The following is a 25,429-nucleotide window of genomic DNA, read 5'->3' as shown; positions in this document are numbered from 1 at the left end:
GGCGAACATGGCGGAAGACGTGTTCCCTGATCGGGGGATGCTTCAGAAGCGCGGGTCGAGACCACCCTGCTTGACGAGCGAGTCGATCGCGATCAGCTGCTCCAGCAGCGGTTCAAGGCGGTCGAGCGGCCAGCTATTGGGTCCATCCGACATCGCCTGGTCGGGATCGGGATGCGATTCCACGAACAAGCCAGAAATCCCTGCGGCGACGGCAGCACGCGCCAGCACGGGAACGAATTCCCGCTGTCCGCCCGAACGGTCCCCCTGCCCGCCCGGCAACTGGACCGAATGCGTCGCGTCGAACACGACCGGGCAATGGGTGTCCCGCATGATCGCAAGGCTGCGCATGTCGGACACCAGATTGTTGTAGCCGAAGCTCGCGCCGCGTTCGCACATCATGAAATTGTCGGTTTCCACCCCTGCCGCGGCGGCGGCGGCGCGAGCCTTGTCGGCGACGTGGATCATGTCGCCGGGCGCCAGGAACTGGCCCTTCTTGATGTTGACGGGCTTGCCGGACGCCGCGACCGCCGCAATGAAATCGGTCTGCCGCGCGAGGAAGGCGGGTGTCTGCAACACGTCGACGACCTCGGCCACCATCTTGACCTGGTCGTCGCCATGCACGTCGGTCAGCACCGGCAACCCGGTTTCGGCGCGGACCTTTTCGAGAATGCGCAGCCCTTCTTCGATCCCGGGGCCACGGAAGGATTTCCCGGAGCTGCGATTGGCCTTGTCGAACGAGCTCTTGTAGATCAGCAGCACGCCAAGCCGGTCGGCGATCGCGCGCAACTGCGTCGCGGTGGACAGAGCGAACGCCTCGCTTTCGATCACGCACGGACCGACGATGAAGAAGATCGGCTCGGCTGGACCGATGTCTCGCCCACACAGACGCATTATCCGTTTTCCCTCATCGTGCCGGCGCCAAAACACGCCTAAATGGCGGCGGTTGGTGACGCCGCGACTTCTGCCGTCGTTTCGCTGGAAGTCAACGCGATAACACTTTAGTTGCAAACCGACTGGGGGGTCAGAGCAACGTTGAGAGAATCCATGCACGCGATCGCCGCGAAAGTATCAGACGAGAAGGGATTGCTCTCCGCCTTGCGGACGACGCGGATCGAGATCGATGCGTTGCACGCCCTGTCGGAAGCGCTGCGCACATCGCCCCTGCGGCAGAGTTTCCTGCAGACGGTGGCCGAGATCGGCGCGCTGTCCGGGCGCCTGATCGTGACCGGCATGGGGAAAAGCGGCCTGGTCGGTCGCAAGATCGCCGCCACTTTGGCCTCGACCGGCACGCCCGCGCTGTTTCTGCACTCCAGCGAGGCGAGCCACGGCGACCTGGGGATGATCAGCGTCGGTGACATCGTCTTCGCCCTGAGCTGGTCCGGCGAGACGACCGAACTCGGCGCGATCATCACTTATTGTCGCCGCTTCGGCGTCCGGCTGATCGTCGCAACCGCCAATCCGGAAAGCACCGCGGGACGCGCCGCCGATATCTGCCTCGCGTTGCCGACGGTTCGCGAGGCATGCCCCAACGAACTCGCGCCGACCTCGTCGAGCACCGTGCAGGCGGTGCTGGGCGATGCCATTGCGGTCGCATTGACCGAACAGCGCGGTTTCTCGCGGTCGGACTTTTTGACCTTCCACCCGGGCGGCCGGTTGGGCGCCCAGCTCACGACCGTCGCGCAACTGATGGCGAGCGAGGCCGACGTACCGATGGTGCGGATGGGCGCAACCCTGCTCGACGCGACGATCGAGATGAGTCGCAAGCGCTATGGCTGCACCGCGGTCGTCGACCTGCAGGACAGGCTCGTCGGCGTCTTCACCGACGGCGACCTCCGGCGCAGCTTTGCCAGCGAGCGGCTCGGAGACGCCATCGGCGAGCATATGACCGCGACACCGATCACGGTCGCGCCCGATACGCTGACCTCGGACGCGTTGCGGATCATCAACGACAATGCCGTCTCGGTCTTGTTCGTGTGCGAAAAGGACCGGCTGGTCGGCGTCATCCATCTCCATGACATTCTGCGGGCAGGCGTTGCCTGAGGTAGCCGCGCCCGACCTGATCGTGGTTCCGGCCCGCTTCGGGTCCCAACGTCTGCCCGGCAAACCCCTGATCCCGATCGCGGGACAGACGCTGCTCGCGCGCGTCGTGGCGATCGCGCGCGAAGGCGCGCGGCGTGCGGGGAATGTCGACGTGGTCGTCGCGACGGACGACCGGCGGATCCGCGACCATGCCCACAGCCTCGGCTGCGACGCGGTGATGACCGATCCTGCCATCGCATCCGGATCGGGCCGCGCCTGGGCAGCCGCGCGGAGTCGCCGCGATGCGCCACCCATCGTCGTCAATCTCCAGGGGGACGCGCCGTTCGTTCAGCCGGCGACGATCGCGACGCTGATCGCCGCGCTGCGGGCATCGTCGTGCGGTGTCGCGACCCCGGTGATCCAGCTGGCCTGGCCCGCGCTCGATGCGTTGCGCGCGCACAAGGCGGTTTCGCCGTTCAGTGGAACGACCTGTACGCGTCGTCCCGATGGCCGCGCGCTGTGGTTTTCCAAGGCCATCATCCCCGCGATCCGCGACGAAGCGCAGGTGCGCGAGCGCGATCTCCTGTCGCCGGTGTTCCGCCACATCGGACTTTACGCCTACACATTCGCTGCCTTGCAACGGTTCGAGGCGACGACGCCGACGTGCTATGAACGGCTTGAAGGCCTTGAACAGTTGCGCTTCCTGGAGGCGGGTGACGACATACTGACGGTCGCCGCCGATCCGTCGCCGCACAGCATGTCGGGGATCGATACGGCCGCCGACGTGGCCATGGCCGAACGCTTGATCACCGAACACGGCGAACCCCGACTCTCATGGATCTGACGCTCGTGATCGTTCGGCACGGTAACACCTTTGCCGTGGGCGAGCCCGCACGCAGGATCGGCGCGGCGACGGACCTGCCGCTCGTCGAAAGCGGCGTGGCGCAAGCACAGGCGCTGGGCCTGGCCTTCGCGCGGCAGGGCCTGCGCTTCGATCGCGCCCTTGCGGCACCGCTGTTGCGTACGCGCGCCACGATCGCAGGGATCCTCGCCGATCAGCCGGACGCGCCGCGGATCGAAGCCGCCGATTGGCTGACCGAGATCGATCATGGCCCGGACGAGGGGCGGCTCGAGCAGGACGTTGTCGCACGGCTCGGCATGGCGGCGCTCGCGCGCTGGGATACCGCAGCGCAGGTACCCCCGGGATGGGTCGTCGATGTCGATCAACGGATCGAGGGCTGGCGCACCCTGATGACCACGGTGGGGGGATGCGTGCTGGTCGTGACGAGCAACGGTGCGGCGCGCTTTGCGTTGCACGCCGACCCGGCCTTGCAGCGCGACGCCTCGCAACTTGCCTCGCTCAAGCTGCGCACCGGAGCCTATGCCGTGATCGAACGCCGGGCCGGCATCCTCCGCCTTGCCGTATGGGATCGCAGACCATGACGGGCGTTGCATTGCCGCTGCTCCGCGCGCCTCCTTTCCCGGGGATCGACGCCGCTGTTACCCGCCCGGGCGACTGCCCCGCCCCGGATGTCACGCCCGACCGCATCGAACGACTGTTCTCGGCGATCCGCGAGGCCCGCGTGGGGGGCGGTTTCTGGGGACGGCAACGGCCGCCGGCAAGGTCGTGCGCCGTGTACCGGCCCCGATCGGACGCCGAAAGCGCCGTTGCCCTTGCGCTGGTGCCGGAAGGCGATCGGCCTACCGCGCAAGCCATGGCCACGATCGACGAGCAAGCGTCCCCGGTCGATTTCTGGTCGATGCAACCGAGGATGACCGCCCTCGTCGCGCATGGCGACGACGAGTGGGTGGCGCTTGCCGTGATCGCGGGGGTGCCGGTCCGCCTAATGACGGCAGGGCGCTACGGCACGCCTGGGGACGACGCGGCGACCCTTCGCGAGCGGGTTGCCCGGCAGCTATTCCAGAAGCTGTACCGCGATCCGTTCACCGGACAGCCCGCCGACCTGTTCGCGACCATCGCGGTCCTGGGCGATTGGCGACGGATGTTCGCGGACAACCGCAATATCGTCGCCGGTTGCGGCTTCAGCTGGTGGAAGCGCCAGGAGATCGGGCGCTTTCTGTACACGCCGGAACATCCGCTTCGCTTCTTCCGGTCGGAGCGCCGGGCGCTGGATCATGCGGCCCGGCTGGGCGGGGCGGTTGCGATATGGCCGTCCCGCGTCTCAAGCGCGATGATCGAGGCCGCGGCCGTCCGCGCCATTCCGCTCGTTCGCGTCGAGGACGGGTTCGTCCGGTCGGTCGGGCTCGGCAGCAATCTGGTGCCCCCGTCCTCCGTCGCGGTCGATTGGCGCGGCATCCATTACGACCCAGGCAAGCCGAGCGATCTGGAAACCTTGCTCGCAAACGCCGATTTTGCGCCGGCCCTGCTGGCGCGGGCAGCGCGGCTGCGCGAAACGATCCTGCAAGCGGGAATTAGCAAATACGGCAGTGACATGCCCCACGCCTTTCCGCCGCGACAGGCGGGACGTCGCCTCGTCCTCGTGCCCGGGCAGGTCGAGGACGACATGTCGGTGCGGCTCGGCGGCGGGGGCCTTGCCAGTAACCTCGACCTGCTGCGCCGCGCGCGGCAGCTCGAACCCGCTGCTGAAATCTGGTTTCGTCCGCACCCCGATGTGACCGCCGGTCATCGCAGGGGCGCGGTGTCGGAGAGCGATGCGCTGCGCTACGCCGACCGGGTGGTCGAGGGCGGCGGGATGGCGCCGCTGCTCGACCTGGTCGATGGCGTCCATGTATTGACGTCGCTGACCGGATTCGAAGCCCTGCTCCGGGGTCGTGACGTCACTTGCCACGGCACGCCGTTCTACGCCGGCTGGGGTGTCACGCGCGATCTTGGAATGATGCCCGAACGCCGCGGTCGCGTACGGACCGTGCTGGACCTGATCGCCGGGGTGTTGATCCAATATCCCCGCTATCTCGATCCGGTCACGGGCCTGCCCTGTACGCCCGAAGTGCTGATCGCGCGCATGGGGCAAGGGGCCGCGCGCAATCGCCTCGGATGGATCACGCGGCTCCGTCGACTCCAGGGGCGCATCACCGGGGCACGCAAATCGTGACGAAACGCGTGATTCTGGATCTCTCGCGGCTGGTTTCCCGCGCGCGACATCATACGCCATCCGGCGTCGATCGGGTCGAAATGGCGTACGCCCGCGGCCTTGTCGCGCGCCTGGGCGACCGCCTGGATTTTGCCGCCGTCCACCCGCTGGCGGGCTACGGCCGGCTGTCGCACCGTAGCGCGCTGCGGTATCTCGACCTGCTGGAGCGCCGCTGGGACAGCGAGGGCGGCGGCGTTGCGCAACGCTCGGTCGCCGAGACACTCCCGCTGCTGCTCTCGCTGCTCCCGAAACGTGGCCGCGCGTCGCCCGGGACCGTCTATGTGCAGGCCTCGCCACACCATTTGACCCGCCCTGCGCTGGTCAGGCGCATTCTCGATCAGGAACAGGCGCGGTTCCTGTGCCTGGTCCACGACCTTATTCCGATCGAATATCCCGAATATGCGCGGCCCGACGGCGCACTCCTGCATCGCCGCCGGATCGAGACGATCGCGTCGCTGGCGGATGGTGTGATCGTCAATTCGGCAGCGACGGGCGAATCGATGCGCCCATGGATCGAGAAGACGGGGCGGACGGTCGCCATGCACGTGGCCCTGCTCGGGACGCAATCGATGCCAACGCGGGCGATGGACGTCCCCGATGGGCGCTACTTCCTGTGCGTCGGGACGATCGAGCCGCGCAAGAACCACCTGTTGCTGCTGCACCTGTGGCGCACCCTTGCCGAGACCTTGCCGCAGCACGCCATTCCGAAGCTGATCATCGTGGGGCGTCGCGGGTGGGAAAACGAACAGGTCCTCGACATGCTCGAGCGCTGCCCGGCGCTGCGTGGCCATGTCGAGGAGCGCAACGGCTGTTCAGACCAGGACCTCGATGCGCTACTGCGCGGTGCGCGCGCGCTGCTGTTGCCATCCTTTGCGGAAGGGTATGGCATGCCCGTGGCGGAAGCGCTCGCGGTTGGTACCCCGGTTATTTGCAGCGACTTGCCTGCCTTGCGCGAGGCCGGCGGCGATGTCCCGGACTATCGCGATCCGCTCGACGGGCCAGCGTGGCGCGCCGCAATCCTCGATCATTACGACGATGGTCCGCTCCGCGCTGCCCAGCTACTGCGGCTTCCGGCCTATCGCCCGCCAACATGGGCCGATCATATCGCGATCGTGGAGACGGCGATCACCGCGCTCCAGCGCTGACCGGGACGCCGTCTCGGTCGATCACTTCTTCTTGGTTGGAATGTAGGTGCCGAACACGTGGTCCCACACGATCGCGGTGATCGCGAAATTGCCTTCCTGCTTGGCATAATGATGCCGGATATGATGCTGGCGCAATTTGCGCAGCAGCGGCCCGCGCATGGGAAGCTGATGGCACGCATAATGGATCACGTCGTACACGACATATCCGATCCCGAAACCCAGAAACAACACGGACCCCGGAGCGCCGAACAGCGCATAGAACAGGATCCAGATCATTCCCGAGATACCCACGCTGACCACCGGTGGCATGATGTTGCGATACCGATCGCCGGGCATCGTATGGTGGTTGCCATGGGTGATGAAGATCAGCTTGCGCCACCATTCCGAGCGCAGTTTGAGATGAAAGATAAACCGATGCATCGCATATTCGAACAACGTCCAGATCAGCAGACCGAGCGCAACGAGCACGATCGCCATCCCGAAGCTGACCACCCTCCAGCTGGCATAGACTGCACAGGACAGAAAGATCGTCCATGTTACAGCAAATGCCGGTGGTGAAATAAGTGTAAACCGTTCGAGCAAATCATTACGAAACAGCCGGATGCGCGGTGCAGCGGACCTGTAATTCGTCATAGGCAGGCCTCGCAATTCTGGATCCAATGCGCAGATGTGGCTCGCGGTATGCTCAGAACGGGGCACCTTCTGTCAACCCGCAAAGCGGCAAACTGCGGCCCCGCATCGGCCGATGGGGGGGTTTATTGTCGCTTTTGGCGACCGAACCGAGAGAAGCCTGCCATGAACGTTTCGTTACTAGATCGAATCTTGATCACGGGCGCCTCGGGCGGTCTCGGCGCGGCATTGGCAAGCCATTATGCCGCGCCGGGGCGCTCCCTCCTCCTGTGGGGCAGGGATCACGACCGGCTCGAGCGAGTCGCTGCCGCCTGCCGTGCGGCGGGCGCGACGGTCGTGGTCCGCCGCCTCGACCTCTCCGATATCGCCGCTGCGGTCGCCGCGGTCGAGGCGGATGACGCAGCCGCTGCGATCGGCGTTGCGCTGCTGGTGGCCGGTGCGGGCGACGTTCGCGCGCCGGGAGACATCGTCGAGGATGCGGCCCAGATCGCCCACCTCGGGCTTGTCAATTTTGTCGCGCCCAGCTCGATGGCGGCCGCGCTAGCAAGACGGATGGTGCAACGCCGCACCGGCACCATCGTCCTGGTCGGATCGGCGGCGGCGTTTCATGCCCTCCCCTTCGCGGCCGGCTATGCCGGATCCAAGGCGGGACTGCTGCGCTTTGCCGACGCGCTGCGATTGAGCGTCATCGACCGGGGGGTCCGCGTCACGGTCGTTTCGCCCGGCTTTATCGATACGGCCGCCGGGCGGAAGAGCCCGGGCCCACGGCCGTTCCTGCTGCAGCCGGCCGACGCCGCTGCTCGGATTGCGCGGGCGGCAGAACGTGGCCGCGCCCATTCGATTTTCCCGTGGCCGTTCGCGGTCCTGCGCTGGATTGATCGCCTGTTGCCGGCGATGGCTCGCGACCGGCTGTTACGTGCGCTTACGCCGCCGCAGGATTGACCGCGGCTCGGTCCCGTTGCGGTACCGCGCAGCCCAGAATCGCTTGGTGCAGATCGGCGGGGGTCAGGCTCACCGGAGCTCCGCTGCCGCGCATCGTTTCGCCATTCTCGCCGAAGCGCATCATGACATAGGGGGTATGTCGTGCGCCGCCTGGCGCGGTTACCCCCGGAATACTCGGCCGATGGTCGCCGAAGAAGACCAACAGGGCAGGCCGACCATCACGCGAAAGATGTGCGATCAAATTGCTGAGCATCGCGTCGCTGCTTTGCAGATGCCGCAGATAGGCATCACGCCGCCCGGCCGCATCGCGGGCGGTGGCGCTGTCCCACGGCCCGTGATTCTCCATGGTGACTGCGTAAAGCAGCGTCGGCTGTGCAGCCTGGTCGATCAGCGCGGCCAAGGACGCCCCGAGCGTCCGGTCATCGACATAGCGTCCAGCGTCCGGAGACCGCGGGGCGAACCCCTCCTCGCCGATCAACGCATCGAACCCGACCGCCGGCATCAACCGATCCCGGCTGTAGAAGCGCAAGTCGTGCGGATGGACGAACAGGCTGCGACACCCTGCACTGCCAAGGCGTGCGGACAGGGCAAAGGACGCCTCGCCCGCCGCCGTCAGAAACGGATCGTAGCGTCGGAAGCCCAGTTCCTGCTCGGTGCGGCCAAACAGCACGCCATATTCGGTCCGCATCGTATAAGCCCCGAACCCGCTGACATCCAGCGTGCCCCACTGCCATGCAGCCGCCCGTGCAGCCGCCAATCCTTCAAGCGTATTCCCGGGATCGTCGGTGATCTCCACCGGATCGCAGAAAGACTCGCACTGGACGATGACGATCACCTCGGGCGGAACGGGCGTCCTTCCGACGAGCGGGGGGCTCAGCGCGATGCAAGGCTGCGGATCGGGCGTCTCACGCCACCGCCACCAATACAATAAAAGCGTAGCGACCATGCCATAGCGCTCGAAATCGCGGGCGAGCTCCGGCGTCGCCGCAATGCCGTCATACGATCCCCCGCGCAGCAGCCCCGCCAAGACACCGATCGCCAGCAGCGCCAGCCCGGCACCGATGAGATGCGGGCGCCAGTGCCACGAAAACAACAGGGCGAGCGCGATCACCGCCCCCGCCGCCCCGAGCGCGAGCATCCAGCGCTGGCTCGCGGATATCGCGGTAAAGTAGAACCGGGGATGCCGGACGACCCCGACCAGCAAGGCGAGATCCGAAAAGACCAGCGGCTCCCCCAACAGCATTCGCTTGGCGTTGGAGGCAACCATGAAAAGACCGACGAGCGCTACCGACACGACGGCCGCGACCCAGACGTTGCCCGAAGCCGCGAGGAAGAAGCCGAACGCCCCCGTAACCACCAGCCACAGCAGGATCACGCCACGCCCGTCGCGCACTCGGGCCGCCCGCGGCCGTGCGGCCGTATCGAGGGCCAGGGACAGTATCAGCATTGCCAGGAAAGGGATCACACCGTCCGCCACAGAAAAGGTCGCGTCCCCGCCGTGTCGTTGTCGACCCGCGGCTTGGAGAAGAGAAGAATCCGGTCCGGCTATAGCGACGGGCCGTCTGGCTGTCACGGCCCCGCTCCGCCGCGCAATGCCTTGGAAATACGCCGCACGATCTCTATGGCCAGGCCGAGGCGGCGTTGCACTCAATGAAACGCCATCAGAAATGACGAGGAACTTACGGATGCCGGATCAGCTTTCCGACCAGTCCGGTCTGCGCGCACCGACCGCGGGGTTGGGGGATCCTCAACCGCTAGCAACGCGCAACATTCTCTTGTTGCAGGGATTGATGGGGCCACTCTTCCGTCGCCTCGGACAGGTGCTGCGACGCGACGGATATACCGTGCACAAGGTCAACTTCAACGGCGGCGATCGCCTGTTCTGGCGGCTTCCAAATGCCATCGACTATCGCGGCCGTCTGGAAGACTGGCCGGCGGCGTTGCGTCAACTGATTGCTGATCGCGCGATTACCGACGTTCTGCTGTTCGGAGACTGTCGTCCGATCCACATGGCCGCCATCGCGGTCTGCCGCGAACTGCATATTCCCGTTCATGTCTTTGAAGAGGGCTATATCCGCCCCGATTGGGTAACGCTCGAACTCGGCGGGGTTAACGGTCATTCGACGCTGCCGCGCGACCCGCTATGGTATCGTGCCCAGGCGGCCGCGCTGCCCCCGGCCCCGCAGCACGAGCCCGTCTCGTCCTCCTTCCGACGCCGGGCGACCGAAGCGCTGATCTACAATACCGCGGACGTGCTCAGTCGTTCGCAGTATCCCCATTGGGAAAATCACCGGCCGTGGCACCCGCTGGTCGAGGGCATGGGATGGGTCCGGCGGCTGATGCGGCGCAAGGCAGCCGCGGAACGCGCGCAGTCCGTACAGAGCGCGCTGGCAGCGCGCGAGGACCCGTATGTCCTGTTCCCGCTCCAGCTCGATTCGGACGCGCAGATTCGGTTGCATTCGTCCTTTGCCGGCATCGCTGACGCCCTGCGCATGGTGATCACGTCCTTCGCCAGCCATGCGCCCCCTGCGCTGCGGCTGGTGATCAAGGAACATCCACTCGACAATGGCGTGCGCGATTGGCGGCTTGAGACGATGACGCTCGCGGCGCTGCACGGCGTGACCGACCGGATCGATTATCTCGAAGGCGGCGACATCGTCCCCCTGTCGGAACGATCGCAAGGCATGGTGACGATCAACAGCACGAGCGGGACGCTGGCGCTGGCGCAGGGCATTCCGGTGATCGCGTTGGGGCAAGCCGTCTATGACATCGAGGACATCACCTTCCAGGGACGGCTCGACGACTTCTGGCGCAATCCCGGAAAGCCGGATGCCGAAACCTTCGCTGCATTCCGGCGCGTTCTGATCGATCGGTGCCTGGTCCCGGGTGGTTTCTTCTCAGAAGAGGCGCTCGCCAAATTGACCGAAGGCATCGTCGCGCGGATCGAAGCGGCAAGCCCGCTGATTACCCCGCGCGTCCGGCAGACCCAGTCATCGGGACGGATGCGAACGACCCTGGCCAAGCCGCATCCCGGCTGACCGGATCGGCCTGCGCGCGCCACGACAGGCGGCATGGGCTGGCACGGGCGCTTTCCAGGGATGCGTGGTGGGCTCGCCGGGATTCGAACCCGGGACCTACAGATTAAAAGTCCGTTGCTCTACCGACTGAGCTACGAGCCCACACGCCGATGCGCGTTAGGAGCGGACGGGCTTGCGGTCAACCATGTGCAAGCGCGTGGCGAGTTGGCGCATCGTTCGGCCCGACTGCGGATCGCGCCACTGCGGCGCAATGTCCGCGAGCGGCGCAAGCACGAAATCCCGCGACCGAAACGCGACGTGCGGAACGATCAGGCCCGGTTCGCGCCATGCCCCGCCCGACCACAGCACGATGTCGAGATCGATCACGCGCGCCGCCCAGCGCTGGCCACGGCGACGCCCGAACTGCCGTTCGATCGCCTTCAGCCGCAGCAGCAGCATCGGCGGCGGATCCGCGCTTTCCAGCAAGATGACGGCATTGGTGAAGCGCCGGATCGATGGCCCGATCGGTGCTGTCTCGATCAGCCGCGATACCGCCGTGACGCGCGGCAAAGCCGCAATCGCTGCCAGCACCTCGGCGCGCGGGCTGCCATGCCGCCCGCGCCGGTTCGAGCCGATTGCGATCGCATAGATCGGGTAGGTGGTTGAGATCGACACCCAAACACGCCTATCGCTTTTCGATGAACTTCGCACCCAGCCCGATCGCGGACTCCGAGCCGCCCCACGATTGCCCCCTCTGCCCCCGACTCGTCGGCTTTCGCGAGGAATTGCGGCAGGAATTTCCGACGTGGTGGAACGCCCCGGTCAACGCCTTTGGCGATCCGGCGGCGTGGCTCGGCATCATCGGCCTCGCGCCCGGCAAGCATGGCGCCAACCGCACCGGGCGCCCGTTCACGGGTGATTTCGCCGGGGTGCTCCTGTTCGAGACGCTTGCCAAATACGGCTTTGCCACCGGCGTCTATGAGGCAAAGCCGGATGATACGCTGCAGCTGCAGGGGGCGATGATCATCAACGCGGTCAAATGCCTGCCGCCCCAGAACAAGCCCACGCCGGAAGAAATCCGCACGTGCCGCCCGTTTCTCGAAGGACAGATCGCGGCGCTCCCGCGGGCGCGCGTATTCGTCGCATTGGGCCAGATCGCGCATCAGTCCGCGGTCAAGGCGCTGGGCGGCCGGCTGCCCAAGTGCAAGTTCGGTCATCTCGCCGAACATCGCATGCCCGATGGCCGGATCCTGATCGATAGCTATCACTGTTCGCGCTACAATCAGAACACCGGAAGACTGACCACCGAGATGTTCGAGGCCGTCTTCGCACGTGCAGCGGAATTACGCGATGAATCCGCACGTTAACCGAATATTTTCGGTCTAATGGATGAGAGATATTGTTACCCGCATTGGCTATACGGGTCTCGGCCGGTGCGGAGTATTGCAACGGTCGTGGCGCGTAGCGTACTGATGCGCGGGAGTGATCGAGGCATTTGAACGGGTCGAACCGTTCTCCCCCCCGCCCGGTTACCCCCGCGGATCTCCCCCGAACCATTGCTGTCGCATGCCGGTGTCAGATATCCTGGACCAGGCGACCGTACAGCTCGGGCCGGCGATCCCGGAAGAAACCGAAGGCGGCGCGGTGGCGCTTTACCCGGTCGAGGTCGATCGTCGCGGTGATCACGCCCTCGTCTTCGCGCCCCAGCTCGGCGAGAATGTCGCCGCGCTCGTCCGCGATGAAGCTGGTGCCATAGAACGTCTGGTCATGCTCGACGCCGACGCGGTTCGCCGCGACGATCGGCACGACGTTGGAGACCGCATGGCCGACCATCGCGCGCCGCCACAGCCGCGCGGTATCGAGCGACGTGTCATGCGGCTCGCTGCCGATCGCGGTGGGATAGAACAGCACTTGCGCGCCCATCAGCATCATCGCCCGCGCGGTCTCGGGATACCATTGATCCCAGCACACGCCGACGCCGAGCGTCGTCTTCTCCGGGCCCGGCCAAACCTTGAAGCCGGTGTTGCCGGGGCGGAAATAGAATTTCTCCTCATAGCCCGGGCCGTCCGGGATATGGCTCTTGCGATAGACGCCCTGCACTTCGCCGTCGGGGCCGATCATGGCGAGGCTGTTATAGTGATGCGGCCCGTCCGCCTCGAAGAAGCTCGTCGGGATCGTCACCTTGAGCGCCTCGGCGAGCGCCTGCATCGCGAGCACCGCCTTATGCTCGCCGACGGGTTTGGCGTTGGAGAACAGCCCCTCGTCCTCGACCCGGCAGAAATATTCTCCCTCGAACAGTTCGGGCGGCAGGATCACCTGCGCCCCCCGGCTCGCGGCCTCGCGCACGAGTTCCGAGACATGCTCGATATTCGCGTCCATATCGTTGGAGAAGGCGAGTTGCAGCGCGGCGACGGTGATTTCGGTCATGCGCCGCCATATCGTGCTTCGCGCGCCAGATTCAAATGGGATATCGCTGATGGAACGCTTGTTCGAAACGATCGCGCAACGGGTTGCGAACTGGGCGGGCCGACCGGTCGCGTTCGTCATCGCCTTCATGGTCGTGCTGCTTTGGGGCCTGACCGGACCGGTCTTTCATTATTCCGACACGTGGCAGCTCGTCATCAACACCTCGACGACGATCATCACGTTCCTGATGGTATTCCTGATCCAGAATGCACAGAATCGCGATGCCTCGGCGATCCAGGCCAAGCTCGACGAGATCATCCGCGCAACGAACACGGCGCGCAACGAGTTCATCGGGATCGAGCATATGACGCAGGACGAACTCGAGCGGATCAAGCGCGTGCTCGAGCGCGAATGCGGTGACAACACGACGCATCATGAATCGATCGAGCGGTTGCTCGGGCGGCTGTAGGGTCCCACCGCTGCGTGTTCCTGTGCAGGCAGGAACCTGGAGTTGCAGACACCGCGTTGGTTTGGCGCAATCCCCCCATCCGTTCGGGCTGAGCGAAGTCGAAGCCCCGCGCGCCACAGGCTCCGCTCTACTCGGCAAGCGGCCCTTCGACTGCGCTCAGGGCGAACGGAAGGGGTGAGTCTAGTGCGCCCCCGCGCGCAGCGTGATCCGCGTCAGCTCTGACGGCACGCCGAGCCGCAGCGCAAAGCCCGGCCACAGGCCCGTACCGTTGTTGACGTACAGCGTCATCCCATCGACGTCGTAGCGCCCCGAGACGAACCCGGCATTGGCGCGCGCCACCAGCCGGTCGAGACCGACGATCATCCCGCCATGCGTATGCCCCGACAGCTGCAACGCCACGCCGCGCGCCGCCGCCGCCCGCGCCATGCGGGGCTGGTGGTCGAGCAGGATGATCGGCGCGCCCGCCGGGGCCCCCGCAAGCGCCTTGCCGAGATCGGGCGCGGGATGGCCGGTCGCCCGCGCCGACAGATCGGTGACGCCCGCGAGCACCAGCCGCCCGTCGCCGCGCGTCAGCACCGCATGCGCGTTGGGGAGCAGGTGCATCCCCATCGCCGCGAAATGCGCCATCCACGCATCATATTCGAAGAAATATTCGTGGTTGCCCGGGATCGCGTAGATTCCGTCGGCGGCGCGAAGCCCACGCAACGGCTCGACATCGGCGCGGCGCATCGCGAGCGATCCGTCGATGAAGTCACCGGTCACCACGATCAGGTCGGGGTGGAGCGCATTGATGCGATCGACCACCGCCTGCGTCCATCGCGCGGGGAACAGGCGGCTGATGTGGAGGTCGGTCAGCTGGACCAGCGTATAGCCGTCGAATGCCTTGGGGAGCCCTGGGATGACGACGTCGATATCGCGCACCGGAGGCACCCGCTGCGCCTGCGCCACGCCTAGTCCTGCGAGCACAAGCGCCACCCCGCCCATGACGTAACGCACACCGACCGGCACCAAGAAGCCACCCTGCCCGATCAGTAGCGCAGGCAGGCGCGCGAGATCGACCACCAATTGGAACACCGCGAGCAGCAGGATCGCGCCATAGACAACGTTGAACGCGAGCACGACGGCGCGCGGCATCTCGGGCGCGAACGGCGACCCCGAGGACAGCCGGCTCCACAGCAGGAATTGCGACCCGACCAGCAGCACCAGCGCGAGGATCACCTTCGCCGCCGAATGCCACGGGAGCGGCAGGATGAAGCGCAGCGTGACGAACAGCCATGGCAGGCTGAAAAACAGGTGGAAGATCGCGCGTTCCTTCGGTGGGGCGTGGGTTTGAGCAGCTCCTAGCGCAAATGGCTGCCCCACCACCCCGTTCGTTTCGAGCGTAGTCGAGAAACCCGGCACAGCGCAGGTTTCTCGACTGCGCTCGAAACGAACGGGAGGTTGGGGGGAAGCCCCCCTACCCCGGAATCTGCTGCGAGATGCAGTGGAAGCTGCCGCCGCCGGTGAGTATCGCATCCGCGCGCAGGCCGACCACGTCGCGCCCCGGGAACAGCTTTTCGAGCGCCGCGACCGCCGCCGCATCATTGGGCGCGCCGTACAAGGGCACGACCACCGCGGCATTGCCGATGTAGAAGTTCATGTAGCTCGCGGGCACGATCTCCTCGTCGCGAAGAACCCGGCCCGGCGAGGGAATGCGCACCAGTTCGATCCCCGGCATCTCGGCGGCGGCGGCAGCGGCGTGTTGATAGACCAGCCAGTTGGGGTCGTTGTCCGCGGCCTCCGGAATCGCGAGCACCCCTGGCGCGACGAAGCGCGCGAGATTGTCGACATGCCCGTCGGTATGGTCGTGCATGAGCCCGTCGCCGAGCCACAGGATTTGCGAGAAGCCGAGATCGTCGTGGAGCCGCTGCTCGATCTGTGCCTGGTCCAGCGCCGGGTTGCGGTTCGGGTTGAACAGGCATTGCCGGGTGGTGACGAGCAACCCGGTCCCGTCGCCATCGACCGCGCCGCCCTCGAGCACCCAGTCGCAACTTTCGACCGCGATCTGCCTGTCCTCGGCGAGCCGCCGCCCGATGTCGCTATCCCCCGGCAAATCGTATTTCCCGCCCCAGCCATTGAAGGCGAAATCCCGCGCGCTGCCGTCCGACAACAGGATCGGCGCGGTGTCGCGCAACCAGATGTCGCCGAACGATTCGACCACGATCTCGGCGAAATCGCCCGCCATCGCGCGCGCGGCGGTCGCCGCCTCGTCATCCGCCGCGACGAGCAGGACGCGCTCGCCCCGCCCCTCGGCATGGACCGCGCGCGCGAACGCGACCACTTCGGTCCGCGCGGGCTCGAGGTCTTCGACCCACAATTCGGGATGGCTCGGGAAGCCGATCCAGACTGCGGAGTGCGGGGCCCATTCGGCGGGCGGGACGGCGCGTGTCATGCTTCAAACGTTCCTGTGTTTACTTGCCCGCGCGGCTCTTGTCGCGAATCGCGCGGAATTCGGCGGTGCTGTACCAGTTCGGCCAGCGCGTCCCATCCGCCAATTCACGGCCGAGACCGTAATAGAGCGTCAGGTCCTCGACCGCCCCCGACCAGTCCCACGCCGCATTATATTCGTCCTGCGGCTTGTGATAGCGATGCACGATATAGTCCTCGGTCGCGGCATGGCCAGCCGCGGTGCCGCCGACGCGCAGATCCTCCCCCGATTTGCCGTCGAACATCGGCACGCCTTGCCGCGCGAAAGCGAAATGGTCGGAGCGGAAGTAGCTCCCGCGCTCGGGATTGGGGTCGGGCTTCACCACCCGGCCTTGCTCGATCACGAGCGTCTTCATCATGTCCTCGAGCTCGGACTTGCCCGCGCCCGCCACGACGAAATCCTTCGCGCGACCGACGACGTTGAGCCCGTCCATGTTCACGCCGCCGACGGTCTGCGCCATCGGGTAGATCGGATGCTCGGCATAATAGCGCGAACCGAGCAGCCCGCACTCCTCGCAGGTCACCGCGAGGAACACGGTCGAGCGCCGCGTCGGCCCCGCCTTGGTGCTCGCCTCGGCAAGCGCGACCAGCCCGGCGACCCCGCTGGCATTGTCCAGCGCGCCATTGCAGATATTGTCGCCATCGACCGGGTCGCAGCGCCCGAGATGATCCCAATGCGCGGTGTAGAAGACGTACTCGCCCGGCGCCCCGCCCTGCGCGGCGGGCTTGCCGGGCAGGATGCCGACGACGTTCTTCGACGCCTGCCGCTTGATCGTGGTGTCGAACGACGCCGACGCGGTCACGCCTAGCGGCACCGCCTTGAACCCCTTGCCCTTCGCGGCCGTGTTGAGCGCATCGAAGTCCTGCCCCGCGCTCGCGAACAGGGCGCGCGCCTTGTCGAGCTGGATCCAGCCGATCGCCTGGCTCTGGTCGGCATGGTCGCCCTTCTCGTCGAGCTCGAGCTGCGGCCCGGTCCAGCTCGACTGGACGACGCCCCAGCCATAAGCGGCGGGCGCGGTCTCGTGGACGATCAGCGCGGCAGCGGCCCCGTGGCGGGCGGCTTCCTCGAACTTGTAGGTCCAGCGGCCGTAATAGGTCATCGCACGGCCTTCGAAGAGGCCGGTGTTGGTCGGGGTCTGCCAGTCGGGATCGTTGACCAGGATGACGACCGTCTTGCCGCGCACGTCGACGCCCGCATAATCATCCCACCCACGCTCTGGCGCGGTGATGCCGTAGCCGACGAACACAACCGGGCTGTCCTTCAGGTCGATCTTCGGGGTCACGCGGTAGGTCGCGAGCACCATGTCGCTCCGATAGGCGAAGCTGACCGGGGTCTTGCCGCCCTTGAACGTCATCGGGGTGACGTTGGTCGCGGTCAGCTCGACCAGGGGCACGTCCTGGAACCACTTGCCGTCGTTGCCGGGCTTGAGCCCCGCCGCCTTGAAGCGTTCGACGATGTACTCGGTCGCCTTGGTCTCGCCCGGCGTGGTCGGCTTGCGGCCTTCGAACGCATCGGACGACAGTGTCTTGGTTACGTCCTTCAGCGTTTCGACCGAGATGGCAGGCACTGGCCTGGCGGACTGCGCCGCAACTGGCTGCGCGAGCCCTGGCATGGTGCTCAGTGCGAGACCATAGCCCAGTGTTTTGAAACTGTTCATCAATCCGGTGCCCCCGTTGCGAACCACCGTTCTGGCATCCCCCGGCAAACCACGCAACTGGACCGCGTCAAGTCCCTTGGCAGATTTGAAACCCGTGATTATCGTCCGGCAGGGGGAGAATAGGGGATGTTGAAGCAATTCATCTTGGCCGCGTGTGTCTGCTGCACCGCCACGCCGGGCTATGCTGCGAGCGACGCCGCGCGGAAATTCGGTGCGCGCGAGGAAGTACAACAGGTCAGCCTGTCCCCGGACGGAAAGCGCTTCGTTGCGTTACTGTCGGATGCAAAACGCGGGGTGCGCGCGCTGGTCTTCACGATCGACGGCTCGGCGCCTCCAGCGGCCCTCCTGGCGTCGAGCGGGGAGAAGGAACAGGTCGATTATTGCGAATGGGCCAACAGCAATCGGCTGATCTGCGGGGTCAGCGTCACGACCGGCCGGATTCGCGATATGATCGGCTTCGATCGCCTCGTCACGGTCGGTGCCGACGGCAAGGACATGAAGATGCTGAGTGTCCACGATTCGTTCCAGGCGCTCGGAATCATGCAAAATGGCGGTCATGTGATCGACTGGCAGGGGGACCCGACGGGCAATTCGGTCCTGATGACCCGTCAATTCGTGCCGACCGCCGATACGGGCACACATATCTCGGGGGCCGCCGAAGGCATGGGGGTAGAACGCGTCGACCCTGTCACGCTACGCCGTCAAACCATCGAAAAGCCACGCGAGACCGCCAAAGAGTACATTGCCGACGGGCTGGGGACGGTTCGCATCATGGGTTTGCGGCCAACCCGGGGCAACGGGTATAGCGACGGCCGCACCGTCTATCAGTATCGCAAGCAGGGCCAGACGGGCTGGCTGCCGCTCAGTACGGTGAGCGGCGATTCCCAGACCGAACATGGCTTCGATCCCTATGCCGTCGATCCCACGCTGGATGTCGCTTATGGCTTCGATGCCCAGGATGGACGCAACGCCCTGTTCAAGGTCGCCCTCGATGGCAGTCTGAAGCGCGAGCTCGTGTTTGCACGACCCGATGTCGATCTGGCCGGACTGATCCGGATCGGCCGCCGCCACCGCGTCGTCGGCGTCAGCTACGTCACCGATCGACGGCAGGTCGAATTCTTCGATCCGGAATTGAAAAAGCTCGGCATCAGCCTCGCCAAGGCGATGCCAGAACGGCCTCTGGTGCAATTCGTCGATGCCAGCGCCGATGAATCGAAGCTGCTGCTGTGGACTGGCAGCGACGTCGACCCGGGCGAATATATGCTGTTCGACAAAAAGACTCGGCACCTCGACGGCTTGCTGCGCGCGCGCCCGCCGCTCGACGGCATGACGCTCGCTCCGGTCAAGGCGATCACCTTCCCCGCTGCCGATGGCACGCCGATCCCGGCGTACCTTACGATGCCAGTCGGCAAACCCGGCAGCAACCTTCCGGCGATCGTCATGCCACATGGTGGACCCGGCGCGCGCGACGAATGGGGGTTCGACTGGCTGGCGCAATTCTTCGCTGCGCGCGGCTACGTCGTGCTCCAGCCCAATTACCGTGGCTCGACCGGTTACGGCGAGGGGTGGTTCAAGGAAAACGGCTTCAAGTCGTGGCGTACCGCGATCGGCGACGTGAACGATGGCGGGCGCTGGTTGGTCAAGCAGGGGATTGCCGCGCCGAGCACGCTGGCGATCGTCGGCTGGTCCTATGGTGGTTATGCAGCCCTGCAATCCGCCGTGCTCGATCCGGCCCTGTTCAAGGCGATCATCGCCATCGCACCGGTCACCGACCTGGATACGCTCCGCCACGAGCACGACGACTTCCAGGACTATTATCTGGTCGATGCGTTCATCGGCAAGGGACCGCACGTGCGTGAGGGATCGCCTGCGCAAAACGCCGCGAAGATCACCGCGCCCGTTTTGATGTTCCACGGCGACATGGACCAGAATGTCGGCATCAGCGAATCGCGGATGATGGCAAGTCGGCTGCGCAGCGCGGGCAAGTCGGTCGAACTGATCGAGTTCAAGGGTCTCAGCCACCAGCTCGACGACAGCGAGGCGCGAACCGCGATGCTCGACCGGAGCGACCTGTTCCTGCGGGAGAAAATGGGGATCCAGTAGGGGCGAGTTTCAGGCTGCCCCCACCCCCATCCGTCCGGGCCCAGCGACGTCGAAGCCGTTTGAGCTGAACGAACTCGAATCCGTTCGGGCTGAGCGTAGTCGAAGCCCCCTCTCCCCACGCGCCTTGGCCTGTGCGCGCGCGGCCCTTCGACTGCGCTCAGGGCGAACGGGCTGGGGTGGACATCAACAAAAAAGGGCGGCCCCAGTGGGACCGCCCTTTTTTGTCTCGAACCGCGCCGTGGCAAAGCCACGTCGTCGGACGGGGCGGTGCCCCGCCGGCCGCTCGCGCGGGATGTCCGGATTAGCCAAGGCTAATCCGCGTCATCAGCGCGAGTAGAACTCGACCACGAGGTTCGGTTCCATCTTCACCGGATACGGCACTTCGTCGAGCGACGGAACCCGCGTGAAGGTGACCTTGGCCGCGCCGTCCGGAGCGACGTAATCGGGGATGTCGCGCTCGGCGAGCTGCTGCGCTTCGAGCACCAGCGCCATTTCCTTGGCCTTATCGCCCAGCGTGATCTCGTCACCGACGAAGCAGCGACGCGATGCGATGTTGCACTTCACGCCGTTGACGCGGACGTGGCCGTGCGAAACGAGCTGACGTGCTGCCCAGACGGTCGGGGCGAACTTCGCGCGATACACGATCATGTCGAGACGCTGCTCGAGCAGGCCGATCAGGTTCTGGCCGGTGTCGCCCTTCATGCGCGCTGCCTCGGTGTAGCAGGCGCGGAACTGCTTCTCGGTCACGTCGCCATAATAGCCCTTGAGCTTCTGCTTGGCGCGGAGCTGGATGCCGAAGTCCGAGACCTTGCCCTTGCGGCGCTGGCCGTGCTGGCCGGGGCCGTATTCGCGCTTGTTGACGGGCGACTTGGGACGACCCCAGATGTTCTCGCCCATCCGGCGATCGAGCTTGTACTTTGCGCTGCTACGCTTCGACATGATGAATTCCTTGCAAGTGCCAATAACAAGACCAGCGCCGCGGAGTACGCTTTGCTGATCGATACCCGGTCATCGCTCCGCCTGACCCAAGGGTCTGGTCGGGGCCACCGCTTCACCGGGGTGCGGGGCCTTTTGCGAAGGCGGGCGGGTAGCGGGGGATGCGGCGTGAGTCAAGCTGGACAGCGTCGCGATGCCGCGCCAAGGGCTTGGCATGACCGATCCGATCCTTCCCGGCGCCGACTGCATCACCATGGCCGACGTTCGCGCCGGCGTGGACGCGCTCGACCGCGAGCTGGTCGCGCTGCTGGCGCGGCGCTTCGCCTATATGGATGCCGCCGCCCGCATCAAACCCGAGCGTGGCGCAGTGCGGGACGAAGCGCGCAAGACGCAGGTGATCGCCAACGCCTGCGCCGAAGCGCGCGCGTCGGGCGTCCCCGAGCAGATCGTCGCCGATCTGTGGGAGCAGCTGGTCGAAGCGTCGATCGCCTATGAATTGCGCGCCTTCGACCAGCGCTAGCCCGCGCGTTCGCCTCAGGGTCGTCGCGCGCGGGACGCTTACGCGCCGGCGCCGCTAACGCCCATGCCGAGGATCAGCGCGCGACGTCTGCCGCCCCGACATATTTCTGATCGCGCAGCCGATCGGTCAAAACCTGCCGCTGAGCACTGATCGTCGCCCATTCCGCTTTGCTACGGCACACGCGCTTCGGGAACAGCGAGCCCGTAACCTCTTCCGAGCGGCAGATCTTCTTGTCACCTTCGGCGGTCTTGTCGGAAGACTGAGGCTCCGTCGCCTGTGCCGTGATCGGCGCACACAAAAGTAAAGTGGCAAGTAGCGTCTTCATCATTCCCCCCGGATGCTCAGCACCGTACTTTGCCGTTGGTGCTGCGCCGCAATACCGGACCGGGCGTATTGCTTCAAGTTCCGCGTGGCTTCTTTCCTGCCAGAGAACTCAACACCCCGCGCATCGTCCGCACCTCCTGCGTCGACCAACCCGGTTTTGTCAGCAACGTCCGCAAGGTCCGCCTGGTCACCGGCGTCCGCGCGGGTGGGAAGAAGAAGTCGCTGTCCTCGAGCATCGCATCGAGCTGCGCGATCATCCCGTCGAGCTCCTCCTGCGGCGCGGGGAGCGGCATGTCGACTTCGGGCGGGCTCGCGAGCGCGACGCCCTTGGACCATTCGTACGCGACCAGGATCACCGCCTGCGCGAGGTTGAGCGAGCCGAACTCGGGGTTGATCGGCACGGTGATGATCGTGCGCGCGACCGCGACGTCGTCGGTCTCGAGCCCCGAGCGTTCAGGCCCGAACAGGATCGCCGAGCGGCCCGAGGTGGCGTGGATCGCCTGCGCGGCGGCTTCGGGGGTGAGCACGGGCTTGGTGATGCCGCGCTTGCGCACGGTGGTGGCATAGACATGCGCGCAATCGGCGATCGCGTCGGCGACGGTTTCGAACACCTGCGCCTGTTCGAGCACGATATCCGCACCCGAGGCGGCGGGGCCCGCGCCGGGATTGGGCCAGCCGTCGCGCGGGGCGACGAGGCGCAGCTCGGTCAGCCCGAAATTGAGCATCGCGCGCGCGGCCTTCCCGATGTTCTCGCCGAGCTGGGGACGGACGAGGATCAGGACGGGGGGTGGGGCGAGCGCGGTTTCGGGCGTTTCGCTTGGGGCGGTGCTTCGACTTCGCTCAGCATGAACGGAAGAAGAAGTGTCCATCGGAACGGCACTCACCTGCTCATCCGTTTTTGTCGCGCTCTCCCCTTCTTCCGTTCGCCCTGAGCGAAGTCGAAGGGCCCTCTCCGCGGGCGGTATCGCGGCCTCATGCAGCGCCTGCCAGTCCGAACGCATCAACGCTTCCTTCTTTACCCGTGTCCACCCTTTGATCTGGCGCTCAGCCTCAAGCGCCTCGATCCGCGAGGGAAAATCCTGCGACCACGCCAGTACAACGGGTCGGCGCATCTGCGTATAGCCTTCAATTGTACCGGACTGATGTTGCCCGATGCGGCCCTCGAGGTTGTCGGTGTGCCCGGTATAATAGCTGCCGTCGCCACAGCGTAGAATGTAGACCCAGAAGCTCATCGTGCGGCCCTGTCCTTCGATACGCGTCTTCGCCTTCGCTCAGCCGCTACTCGGGACGAACGGAAGTGGGCGAAACCGGGGATGAAAGCAGAGGCAAACGCTCCGTCCCCTACCCCTTCCCCACCTCGCTCACATTCCCCGCAAATTCCTCGAAGTCGCGCGCCTCGCGGAAGTCCTTGTAGACGCTCGCGAACCGGATGTAGGCGACCGAGTCGAGGCCCTTCAGCCCCTCCATCACCATCTCGCCGATCCGTCCCGAACGCACTTCGTTCTCGCCGAGCGTCTCGAGCTGGCGCTGGATTCCCGACACCAGTTTCTCGAGCTGCACCGCCTCGATCGGCCGCTTGCGCGCCGCGATCGAGACCGAGCGCAGCAGCTTCTCGCGGTCGAACGGCTCGCGCTTCAGGCCCGCCCCTTCGCTCTTCACCACGGTCAGTTCGCGCAGCTGGATCCGCTCGAACGTGGTGAAGCGCGCGCCGCAGCCCTCGCATTGCCGCCGCCGCCGGATCGCGCCCGCATCTTCGGTCGGGCGCGAATCCTTTACCTGGCTGTCTTCATGGCCGCAGAACGGACAGCGCAATCACATGCCCTCGGGATAGATCGGGAAGCGCGCGCACAAGGTGCGGACGCGTTCACGGACATTCGCCTCGACCTGCCGGTCGCCATGCTCGCCGTGGGTACGAAGCCCGCCGAGCACGTCGGCGACCATGTTGCCGATCTCGCGGAACTCGGCGGGGCCGAACCCGCGCGTCGTGCCGGCGGGCGAGCCGACACGGATCCCGCTGGTCTTGGTCGGCGGGAGCGGATCGTTGGGGATGCCGTTCTTGTTACAGGTAATTCCGGCGCGCTCGAGCGCCTCGTCGGCGTCCTTGCCGGTCACGCCCAGCGGCGTCAGGTCGATCAGCGCGAGATGTGTGTCGGTGCCGCCCGAGACGACCTCCGCGCCGCGCTCCTTCAGCGTCGCGGCGAGGATCTTGGCGTTCTCGATCACCGCGGCGATGTAGCTCTTGTAGCCGGGCTGGAGCGCCTCGCCGAACGCGACCGCCTTCGCTGCGATGACGTGCATCAGCGGGCCACCCTGGAGCCCCGGGAACACCGCCGAGTTGAATTTCTTGCCGAGCGCCTCGTCATTGCTGAGGATCATCCCGCCGCGCGGGCCGCGCAGCGTCTTGTGCGTGGTCGTGGTGACGACATGCGCGTGCGGCAGCGGCGACGGATGCAGCCCGGCGGCGACCAGCCCCGAGAAATGCGCCATGTCGACGAGGAAATACGCGCCGATCTCATCCGCAATCGCGCGGAACTTGGCGAAATCAATCTGGCGCGGATAGGCCGAGCCGCCCGCGATGATCAGCTTGGGCTTGTGCTCGCGCGCCAAGGCCGCGACCTCGTCGAAGTCGATCAGATGGCTGACCGGATCGACGCCGTACTGCACGGCATTGAACCACTTGCCCGACATCGCCGCGCGCGCGCCGTGCGTCAGATGCCCGCCTGCATCGAGGCTCATGCCGAGGATCGTCTCGCCCGGCTTGACCAGCGCCAGCATCACCGCGCCGTTCGCCTGCGCGCCCGAATGCGGCTGGACGTTGACATAGGCGCAATCGAACAGCGCCTTGGCGCGGTCGATCGCAAGCTGCTCGACTTCGTCGGACGGCGCGCAGCCCTGATAGTAGCGCTTGCCCGGATAGCCCTCGGCGTACTTGTTGGTGAAGACCGAGCCCTGCGCCTGCAACACCGCCTTGGAGACGATGTTCTCGCTCGCGATCAGCTCGATCTGGGTCTGCTCGCGCGTCAACTCGTGCGCGATCGCGCCGAAGACGGCGGCATCGGCGTCGGCGAGGCATTGCGTGAAGAAGCCGTCGGGCTGGACGTCGTGCAGCTGGGTGGGGTTGGTGCTCATGCCGGTTCTCTCACGAAGGCGGGGGCGCCGAGCTTGTCGACGCGCGGTTGATGACGGCCACCGGCGAAATCGGTGGCAAGAAAGGCGGAGATGCACGCGCGCGCCATGTCCTCGCCGACGAGCCGCGCGCCCATTGCCAGAACATCGGCATCGTTATGCTCGCGCGCAAGCGCAGCGGACAAAGGCTCGGACACCAAAGCGCAGCGCACTGCCGGGTTGCGGTTGACCGCGATCGAGATGCCGATGCCCGAGCCGCACAAGGCGACCCCGCGCTCCGCATCGCCGGATGCGACCGCGTCCGCGAGCGCATAGCCATAATCGGGATAATCGACCCGCGCATCACTATCCGGGCCAAGGTCGAGCACATCGTGGCCCTGCTCGGCAAGCCAAATGGACAACCCGCGCTTGAGCGCGAAGGCGGCGTGATCGGAGGCGATGGCAATGCGCAAGCTGGGCGCGCTCCCTCAAAAAGGCCCCCGCGGCGGGGCAGGTCGTTGGCTGCGCCATACCGATGCGCCTGCCAAAATGCCACAGCGAACCGCAGATACCGAC

At 65.9% G+C, this 25,429-nt stretch carries 25 protein-coding genes and 1 tRNA gene; 11 read left to right on the top strand and 15 right to left on the bottom strand.

The window, feature by feature from the left end; all coding sequences use genetic code 11:
- Positions 1-42: 42 nt before the first annotated feature.
- Positions 43-891, bottom strand: coding sequence for a 3-deoxy-8-phosphooctulonate synthase (kdsA, locus tag L8K25_RS08180; protein ID WP_242138388.1), 849 nt, complete (start codon positions 889-891; stop codon positions 43-45).
- A gap of 153 nt (positions 892-1,044) precedes the next feature.
- On the opposite strand from kdsA, the gene L8K25_RS08175 reads away from it, so the two are divergent.
- The 5 genes from L8K25_RS08175 (at position 1,045) to L8K25_RS08155 (ending at position 6,277) form a co-directional block, all read left to right on the top strand.
- The gene (locus tag L8K25_RS08175) at positions 1,045-2,040 is read left to right on the top strand and encodes a KpsF/GutQ family sugar-phosphate isomerase (protein WP_242138387.1); all 996 of its coding nucleotides are present in this window, start codon (positions 1,045-1,047) and stop codon (positions 2,038-2,040) included.
- Positions 2,012-2,863: a 3-deoxy-manno-octulosonate cytidylyltransferase gene (gene kdsB / locus L8K25_RS08170; RefSeq protein WP_242138386.1), complete on the top strand. Its 852-nt coding sequence runs from the start codon at positions 2,012-2,014 to the stop codon at positions 2,861-2,863. The genes L8K25_RS08175 and kdsB overlap by 29 nt, the downstream gene beginning before the upstream one ends.
- Positions 2,854-3,462, top strand: a complete 609-nt coding sequence (locus tag L8K25_RS08165; protein ID WP_242138385.1) for a histidine phosphatase family protein — start codon at positions 2,854-2,856, stop codon at positions 3,460-3,462. Before kdsB ends, L8K25_RS08165 begins: the two co-directional genes overlap by 10 nt.
- Positions 3,459-5,093, top strand: a complete 1,635-nt coding sequence (locus L8K25_RS08160) for a beta-3-deoxy-D-manno-oct-2-ulosonic acid transferase (protein ID WP_242138384.1) — start codon at positions 3,459-3,461, stop codon at positions 5,091-5,093. Before L8K25_RS08165 ends, L8K25_RS08160 begins: the two co-directional genes overlap by 4 nt.
- Before the next feature lie 80 nt (positions 5,094-5,173).
- Positions 5,174-6,277 (top strand): glycosyltransferase family 1 protein, encoded by a 1,104-nt coding sequence (locus L8K25_RS08155; protein WP_242138383.1) that lies wholly within the window; start codon positions 5,174-5,176, stop codon positions 6,275-6,277.
- A 21-nt stretch (positions 6,278-6,298) separates the two neighbouring features.
- Here the strand turns inward: L8K25_RS08155 and L8K25_RS08150 are convergent, their stop codons facing one another.
- Positions 6,299-6,910: a sterol desaturase family protein gene (locus L8K25_RS08150; RefSeq protein ID WP_242138382.1), complete on the bottom strand. Its 612-nt coding sequence runs from the start codon at positions 6,908-6,910 to the stop codon at positions 6,299-6,301.
- Between the two features lie 189 nt (positions 6,911-7,099).
- Here L8K25_RS08150 and L8K25_RS08145 point away from each other — a divergent pair, with 189 nt between their 5' ends.
- Positions 7,100-7,849, top strand: coding sequence for an SDR family NAD(P)-dependent oxidoreductase (locus L8K25_RS08145; protein WP_242138381.1), 750 nt, complete (start codon positions 7,100-7,102; stop codon positions 7,847-7,849).
- Here the strand turns inward: L8K25_RS08145 and L8K25_RS08140 are convergent.
- Complete coding sequence (locus tag L8K25_RS08140; protein ID WP_242138380.1) at positions 7,830-9,242, bottom strand: LTA synthase family protein; 1,413 nt, start codon at positions 9,240-9,242, stop codon at positions 7,830-7,832. The two genes, L8K25_RS08145 and L8K25_RS08140, sit on opposite strands and share 20 nt — an antisense overlap.
- Positions 9,243-9,639: 397 nt before the next feature.
- Between L8K25_RS08140 and L8K25_RS08135 the strand changes: the two genes are divergently transcribed.
- The gene (locus L8K25_RS08135; RefSeq protein ID WP_242138742.1) at positions 9,640-10,887 is read left to right on the top strand and encodes a capsular biosynthesis protein; all 1,248 of its coding nucleotides are present in this window, start codon (positions 9,640-9,642) and stop codon (positions 10,885-10,887) included.
- A 65-nt stretch (positions 10,888-10,952) separates the two neighbouring features.
- Here L8K25_RS08135 and L8K25_RS08130 read toward each other — a convergent pair.
- Positions 10,953-11,028, bottom strand: a tRNA-Lys gene (locus tag L8K25_RS08130).
- A 15-nt stretch (positions 11,029-11,043) separates the two neighbouring features.
- Positions 11,044-11,541, bottom strand: a complete 498-nt coding sequence (folK, locus tag L8K25_RS08125) for a 2-amino-4-hydroxy-6-hydroxymethyldihydropteridine diphosphokinase (RefSeq protein WP_242138379.1) — start codon at positions 11,539-11,541, stop codon at positions 11,044-11,046.
- Positions 11,542-11,564: 23 nt separating this feature from the next.
- On the opposite strand from folK, the gene L8K25_RS08120 reads away from it, so the two are divergent.
- Complete coding sequence (locus L8K25_RS08120; protein ID WP_242138378.1) at positions 11,565-12,233, top strand: uracil-DNA glycosylase; 669 nt, start codon at positions 11,565-11,567, stop codon at positions 12,231-12,233.
- A 208-nt stretch (positions 12,234-12,441) separates the two neighbouring features.
- Here L8K25_RS08120 and aguB read toward each other — a convergent pair whose 3' ends face one another.
- Positions 12,442-13,293 carry an N-carbamoylputrescine amidase gene (gene aguB / locus L8K25_RS08115; protein ID WP_242138377.1) on the bottom strand — a complete coding sequence of 284 codons (852 nt, stop codon included), beginning with the start codon at positions 13,291-13,293 and terminating at the stop codon, positions 12,442-12,444.
- Between the two features lie 49 nt (positions 13,294-13,342).
- Between aguB and L8K25_RS08110 the strand changes: the two genes are divergently transcribed.
- A complete protein-coding gene (locus tag L8K25_RS08110) occupies positions 13,343-13,741 on the top strand; it encodes a low affinity iron permease family protein (RefSeq protein ID WP_242138376.1) in 399 nt (132 codons plus the stop codon).
- Between the two features lie 180 nt (positions 13,742-13,921).
- Here the strand turns inward: L8K25_RS08110 and L8K25_RS08105 are convergent, their stop codons facing one another.
- The 3 genes from L8K25_RS08105 to L8K25_RS08095 form a co-directional block, all read right to left on the bottom strand.
- Positions 13,922-15,103, bottom strand: coding sequence for a metallophosphoesterase (locus L8K25_RS08105; protein ID WP_242138375.1), 1,182 nt, complete (start codon positions 15,101-15,103; stop codon positions 13,922-13,924).
- 94 nt (positions 15,104-15,197) lie between these two features.
- Entirely contained in the window at positions 15,198-16,172 is a 975-nt protein-coding gene (locus tag L8K25_RS08100) for an agmatine deiminase family protein (RefSeq protein ID WP_242138374.1), read from the bottom strand.
- 19 nt (positions 16,173-16,191) lie between these two features.
- On the bottom strand, positions 16,192-17,820 hold the full coding sequence (locus L8K25_RS08095; protein ID WP_242138741.1) for a M28 family metallopeptidase: 1,629 nt from the start codon (positions 17,818-17,820) through the stop codon (positions 16,192-16,194).
- A 171-nt stretch (positions 17,821-17,991) separates the two neighbouring features.
- On the opposite strand from L8K25_RS08095, the gene L8K25_RS08090 reads away from it, so the two are divergent.
- On the top strand, positions 17,992-19,968 hold the full coding sequence (locus tag L8K25_RS08090; protein WP_242138373.1) for a S9 family peptidase: 1,977 nt from the start codon (positions 17,992-17,994) through the stop codon (positions 19,966-19,968).
- Between the two features lie 324 nt (positions 19,969-20,292).
- Here the strand turns inward: L8K25_RS08090 and rpsD are convergent, their stop codons facing one another.
- A complete protein-coding gene (rpsD, locus tag L8K25_RS08085; RefSeq protein ID WP_010161826.1) occupies positions 20,293-20,907 on the bottom strand; it encodes a 30S ribosomal protein S4 in 615 nt (204 codons plus the stop codon).
- Between the two features lie 211 nt (positions 20,908-21,118).
- On the opposite strand from rpsD, the gene L8K25_RS08080 reads away from it, so the two are divergent.
- A complete protein-coding gene (locus L8K25_RS08080) occupies positions 21,119-21,424 on the top strand; it encodes a chorismate mutase (RefSeq protein WP_242138372.1) in 306 nt (101 codons plus the stop codon).
- 73 nt (positions 21,425-21,497) lie between these two features.
- Here L8K25_RS08080 and L8K25_RS08075 read toward each other — a convergent pair whose 3' ends face one another.
- The 5 genes from L8K25_RS08075 to rpiB all read right to left on the bottom strand — a co-directional run bounded on the left by L8K25_RS08075 (position 21,498) and on the right by rpiB (position 25,326).
- Positions 21,498-21,752 (bottom strand): hypothetical protein, encoded by a 255-nt coding sequence (locus L8K25_RS08075; protein ID WP_242138371.1) that lies wholly within the window; start codon positions 21,750-21,752, stop codon positions 21,498-21,500.
- 70 nt (positions 21,753-21,822) lie between these two features.
- Positions 21,823-22,980 (bottom strand): TrmH family RNA methyltransferase, encoded by a 1,158-nt coding sequence (locus L8K25_RS08070; protein ID WP_242138370.1) that lies wholly within the window; start codon positions 22,978-22,980, stop codon positions 21,823-21,825.
- A gap of 109 nt (positions 22,981-23,089) precedes the next feature.
- The gene (nrdR, locus tag L8K25_RS08065) at positions 23,090-23,560 is read right to left on the bottom strand and encodes a transcriptional regulator NrdR (RefSeq protein WP_010219069.1); all 471 of its coding nucleotides are present in this window, start codon (positions 23,558-23,560) and stop codon (positions 23,090-23,092) included.
- Positions 23,561-24,877 (bottom strand): serine hydroxymethyltransferase, encoded by a 1,317-nt coding sequence (gene glyA / locus L8K25_RS08060; protein ID WP_242138369.1) that lies wholly within the window; start codon positions 24,875-24,877, stop codon positions 23,561-23,563.
- Entirely contained in the window at positions 24,874-25,326 is a 453-nt protein-coding gene (gene rpiB / locus L8K25_RS08055; RefSeq protein WP_242138368.1) for a ribose 5-phosphate isomerase B, read from the bottom strand. The genes glyA and rpiB overlap by 4 nt, the downstream gene beginning before the upstream one ends.
- Between the last annotated feature and the right edge of the window lie 103 nt (positions 25,327-25,429).

The sequence above is a fragment of the Sphingomonas sp. TREG-RG-20F-R18-01 genome, from assembly GCF_022662475.1.
Lineage (GTDB): Bacteria > Pseudomonadota > Alphaproteobacteria > Sphingomonadales > Sphingomonadaceae > Sphingomonas.
The sequence above is the reverse complement of the archived record's forward strand: the minus strand, read 5'-3'. Positions and strand labels throughout refer to the sequence as shown.

What these genes read in the sequence shown, in the direction of transcription:
- L8K25_RS08095 (WP_242138741.1), bottom strand. Translation starts at nt 17,820, where the DNA reads ATGCCAGGGCTCGCGCAGCCAGTTGCGGCGCAGTCCGCCAGGCCAGTG.
- L8K25_RS08175 (WP_242138387.1), top strand. Translation starts at nt 1,045, where the DNA reads ATGCACGCGATCGCCGCGAAAGTATCAGACGAGAAGGGATTGCTCTCC.
- kdsB (WP_242138386.1), top strand. Translation starts at nt 2,012, where the DNA reads ATGACATTCTGCGGGCAGGCGTTGCCTGAGGTAGCCGCGCCCGACCTG.
- L8K25_RS08120 (WP_242138378.1), top strand. Translation starts at nt 11,565, where the DNA reads ATGAACTTCGCACCCAGCCCGATCGCGGACTCCGAGCCGCCCCACGAT.
- L8K25_RS08110 (WP_242138376.1), top strand. Translation starts at nt 13,343, where the DNA reads ATGGAACGCTTGTTCGAAACGATCGCGCAACGGGTTGCGAACTGGGCG.
- L8K25_RS08100 (WP_242138374.1), bottom strand. Translation starts at nt 16,172, where the DNA reads ATGACACGCGCCGTCCCGCCCGCCGAATGGGCCCCGCACTCCGCAGTC.
- glyA (WP_242138369.1), bottom strand. Translation starts at nt 24,877, where the DNA reads ATGAGCACCAACCCCACCCAGCTGCACGACGTCCAGCCCGACGGCTTC.
- L8K25_RS08155 (WP_242138383.1), top strand. Translation starts at nt 5,174, where the DNA reads ATGGCGTACGCCCGCGGCCTTGTCGCGCGCCTGGGCGACCGCCTGGAT.
- L8K25_RS08090 (WP_242138373.1), top strand. Translation starts at nt 17,992, where the DNA reads ATGTTGAAGCAATTCATCTTGGCCGCGTGTGTCTGCTGCACCGCCACG.
- L8K25_RS08080 (WP_242138372.1), top strand. Translation starts at nt 21,119, where the DNA reads ATGACCGATCCGATCCTTCCCGGCGCCGACTGCATCACCATGGCCGAC.
- L8K25_RS08135 (WP_242138742.1), top strand. Translation starts at nt 9,640, where the DNA reads ATGGGGCCACTCTTCCGTCGCCTCGGACAGGTGCTGCGACGCGACGGA.
- aguB (WP_242138377.1), bottom strand. Translation starts at nt 13,293, where the DNA reads ATGACCGAAATCACCGTCGCCGCGCTGCAACTCGCCTTCTCCAACGAT.
- L8K25_RS08075 (WP_242138371.1), bottom strand. Translation starts at nt 21,752, where the DNA reads ATGATGAAGACGCTACTTGCCACTTTACTTTTGTGTGCGCCGATCACG.
- kdsA (WP_242138388.1), bottom strand. Translation starts at nt 891, where the DNA reads ATGCGTCTGTGTGGGCGAGACATCGGTCCAGCCGAGCCGATCTTCTTC.
- L8K25_RS08165 (WP_242138385.1), top strand. Translation starts at nt 2,854, where the DNA reads ATGGATCTGACGCTCGTGATCGTTCGGCACGGTAACACCTTTGCCGTG.
- L8K25_RS08150 (WP_242138382.1), bottom strand. Translation starts at nt 6,910, where the DNA reads ATGACGAATTACAGGTCCGCTGCACCGCGCATCCGGCTGTTTCGTAAT.
- L8K25_RS08160 (WP_242138384.1), top strand. Translation starts at nt 3,459, where the DNA reads ATGACGGGCGTTGCATTGCCGCTGCTCCGCGCGCCTCCTTTCCCGGGG.
- rpsD (WP_010161826.1), bottom strand. Translation starts at nt 20,907, where the DNA reads ATGTCGAAGCGTAGCAGCGCAAAGTACAAGCTCGATCGCCGGATGGGC.
- L8K25_RS08070 (WP_242138370.1), bottom strand. Translation starts at nt 22,980, where the DNA reads ATGAGCTTCTGGGTCTACATTCTACGCTGTGGCGACGGCAGCTATTAT.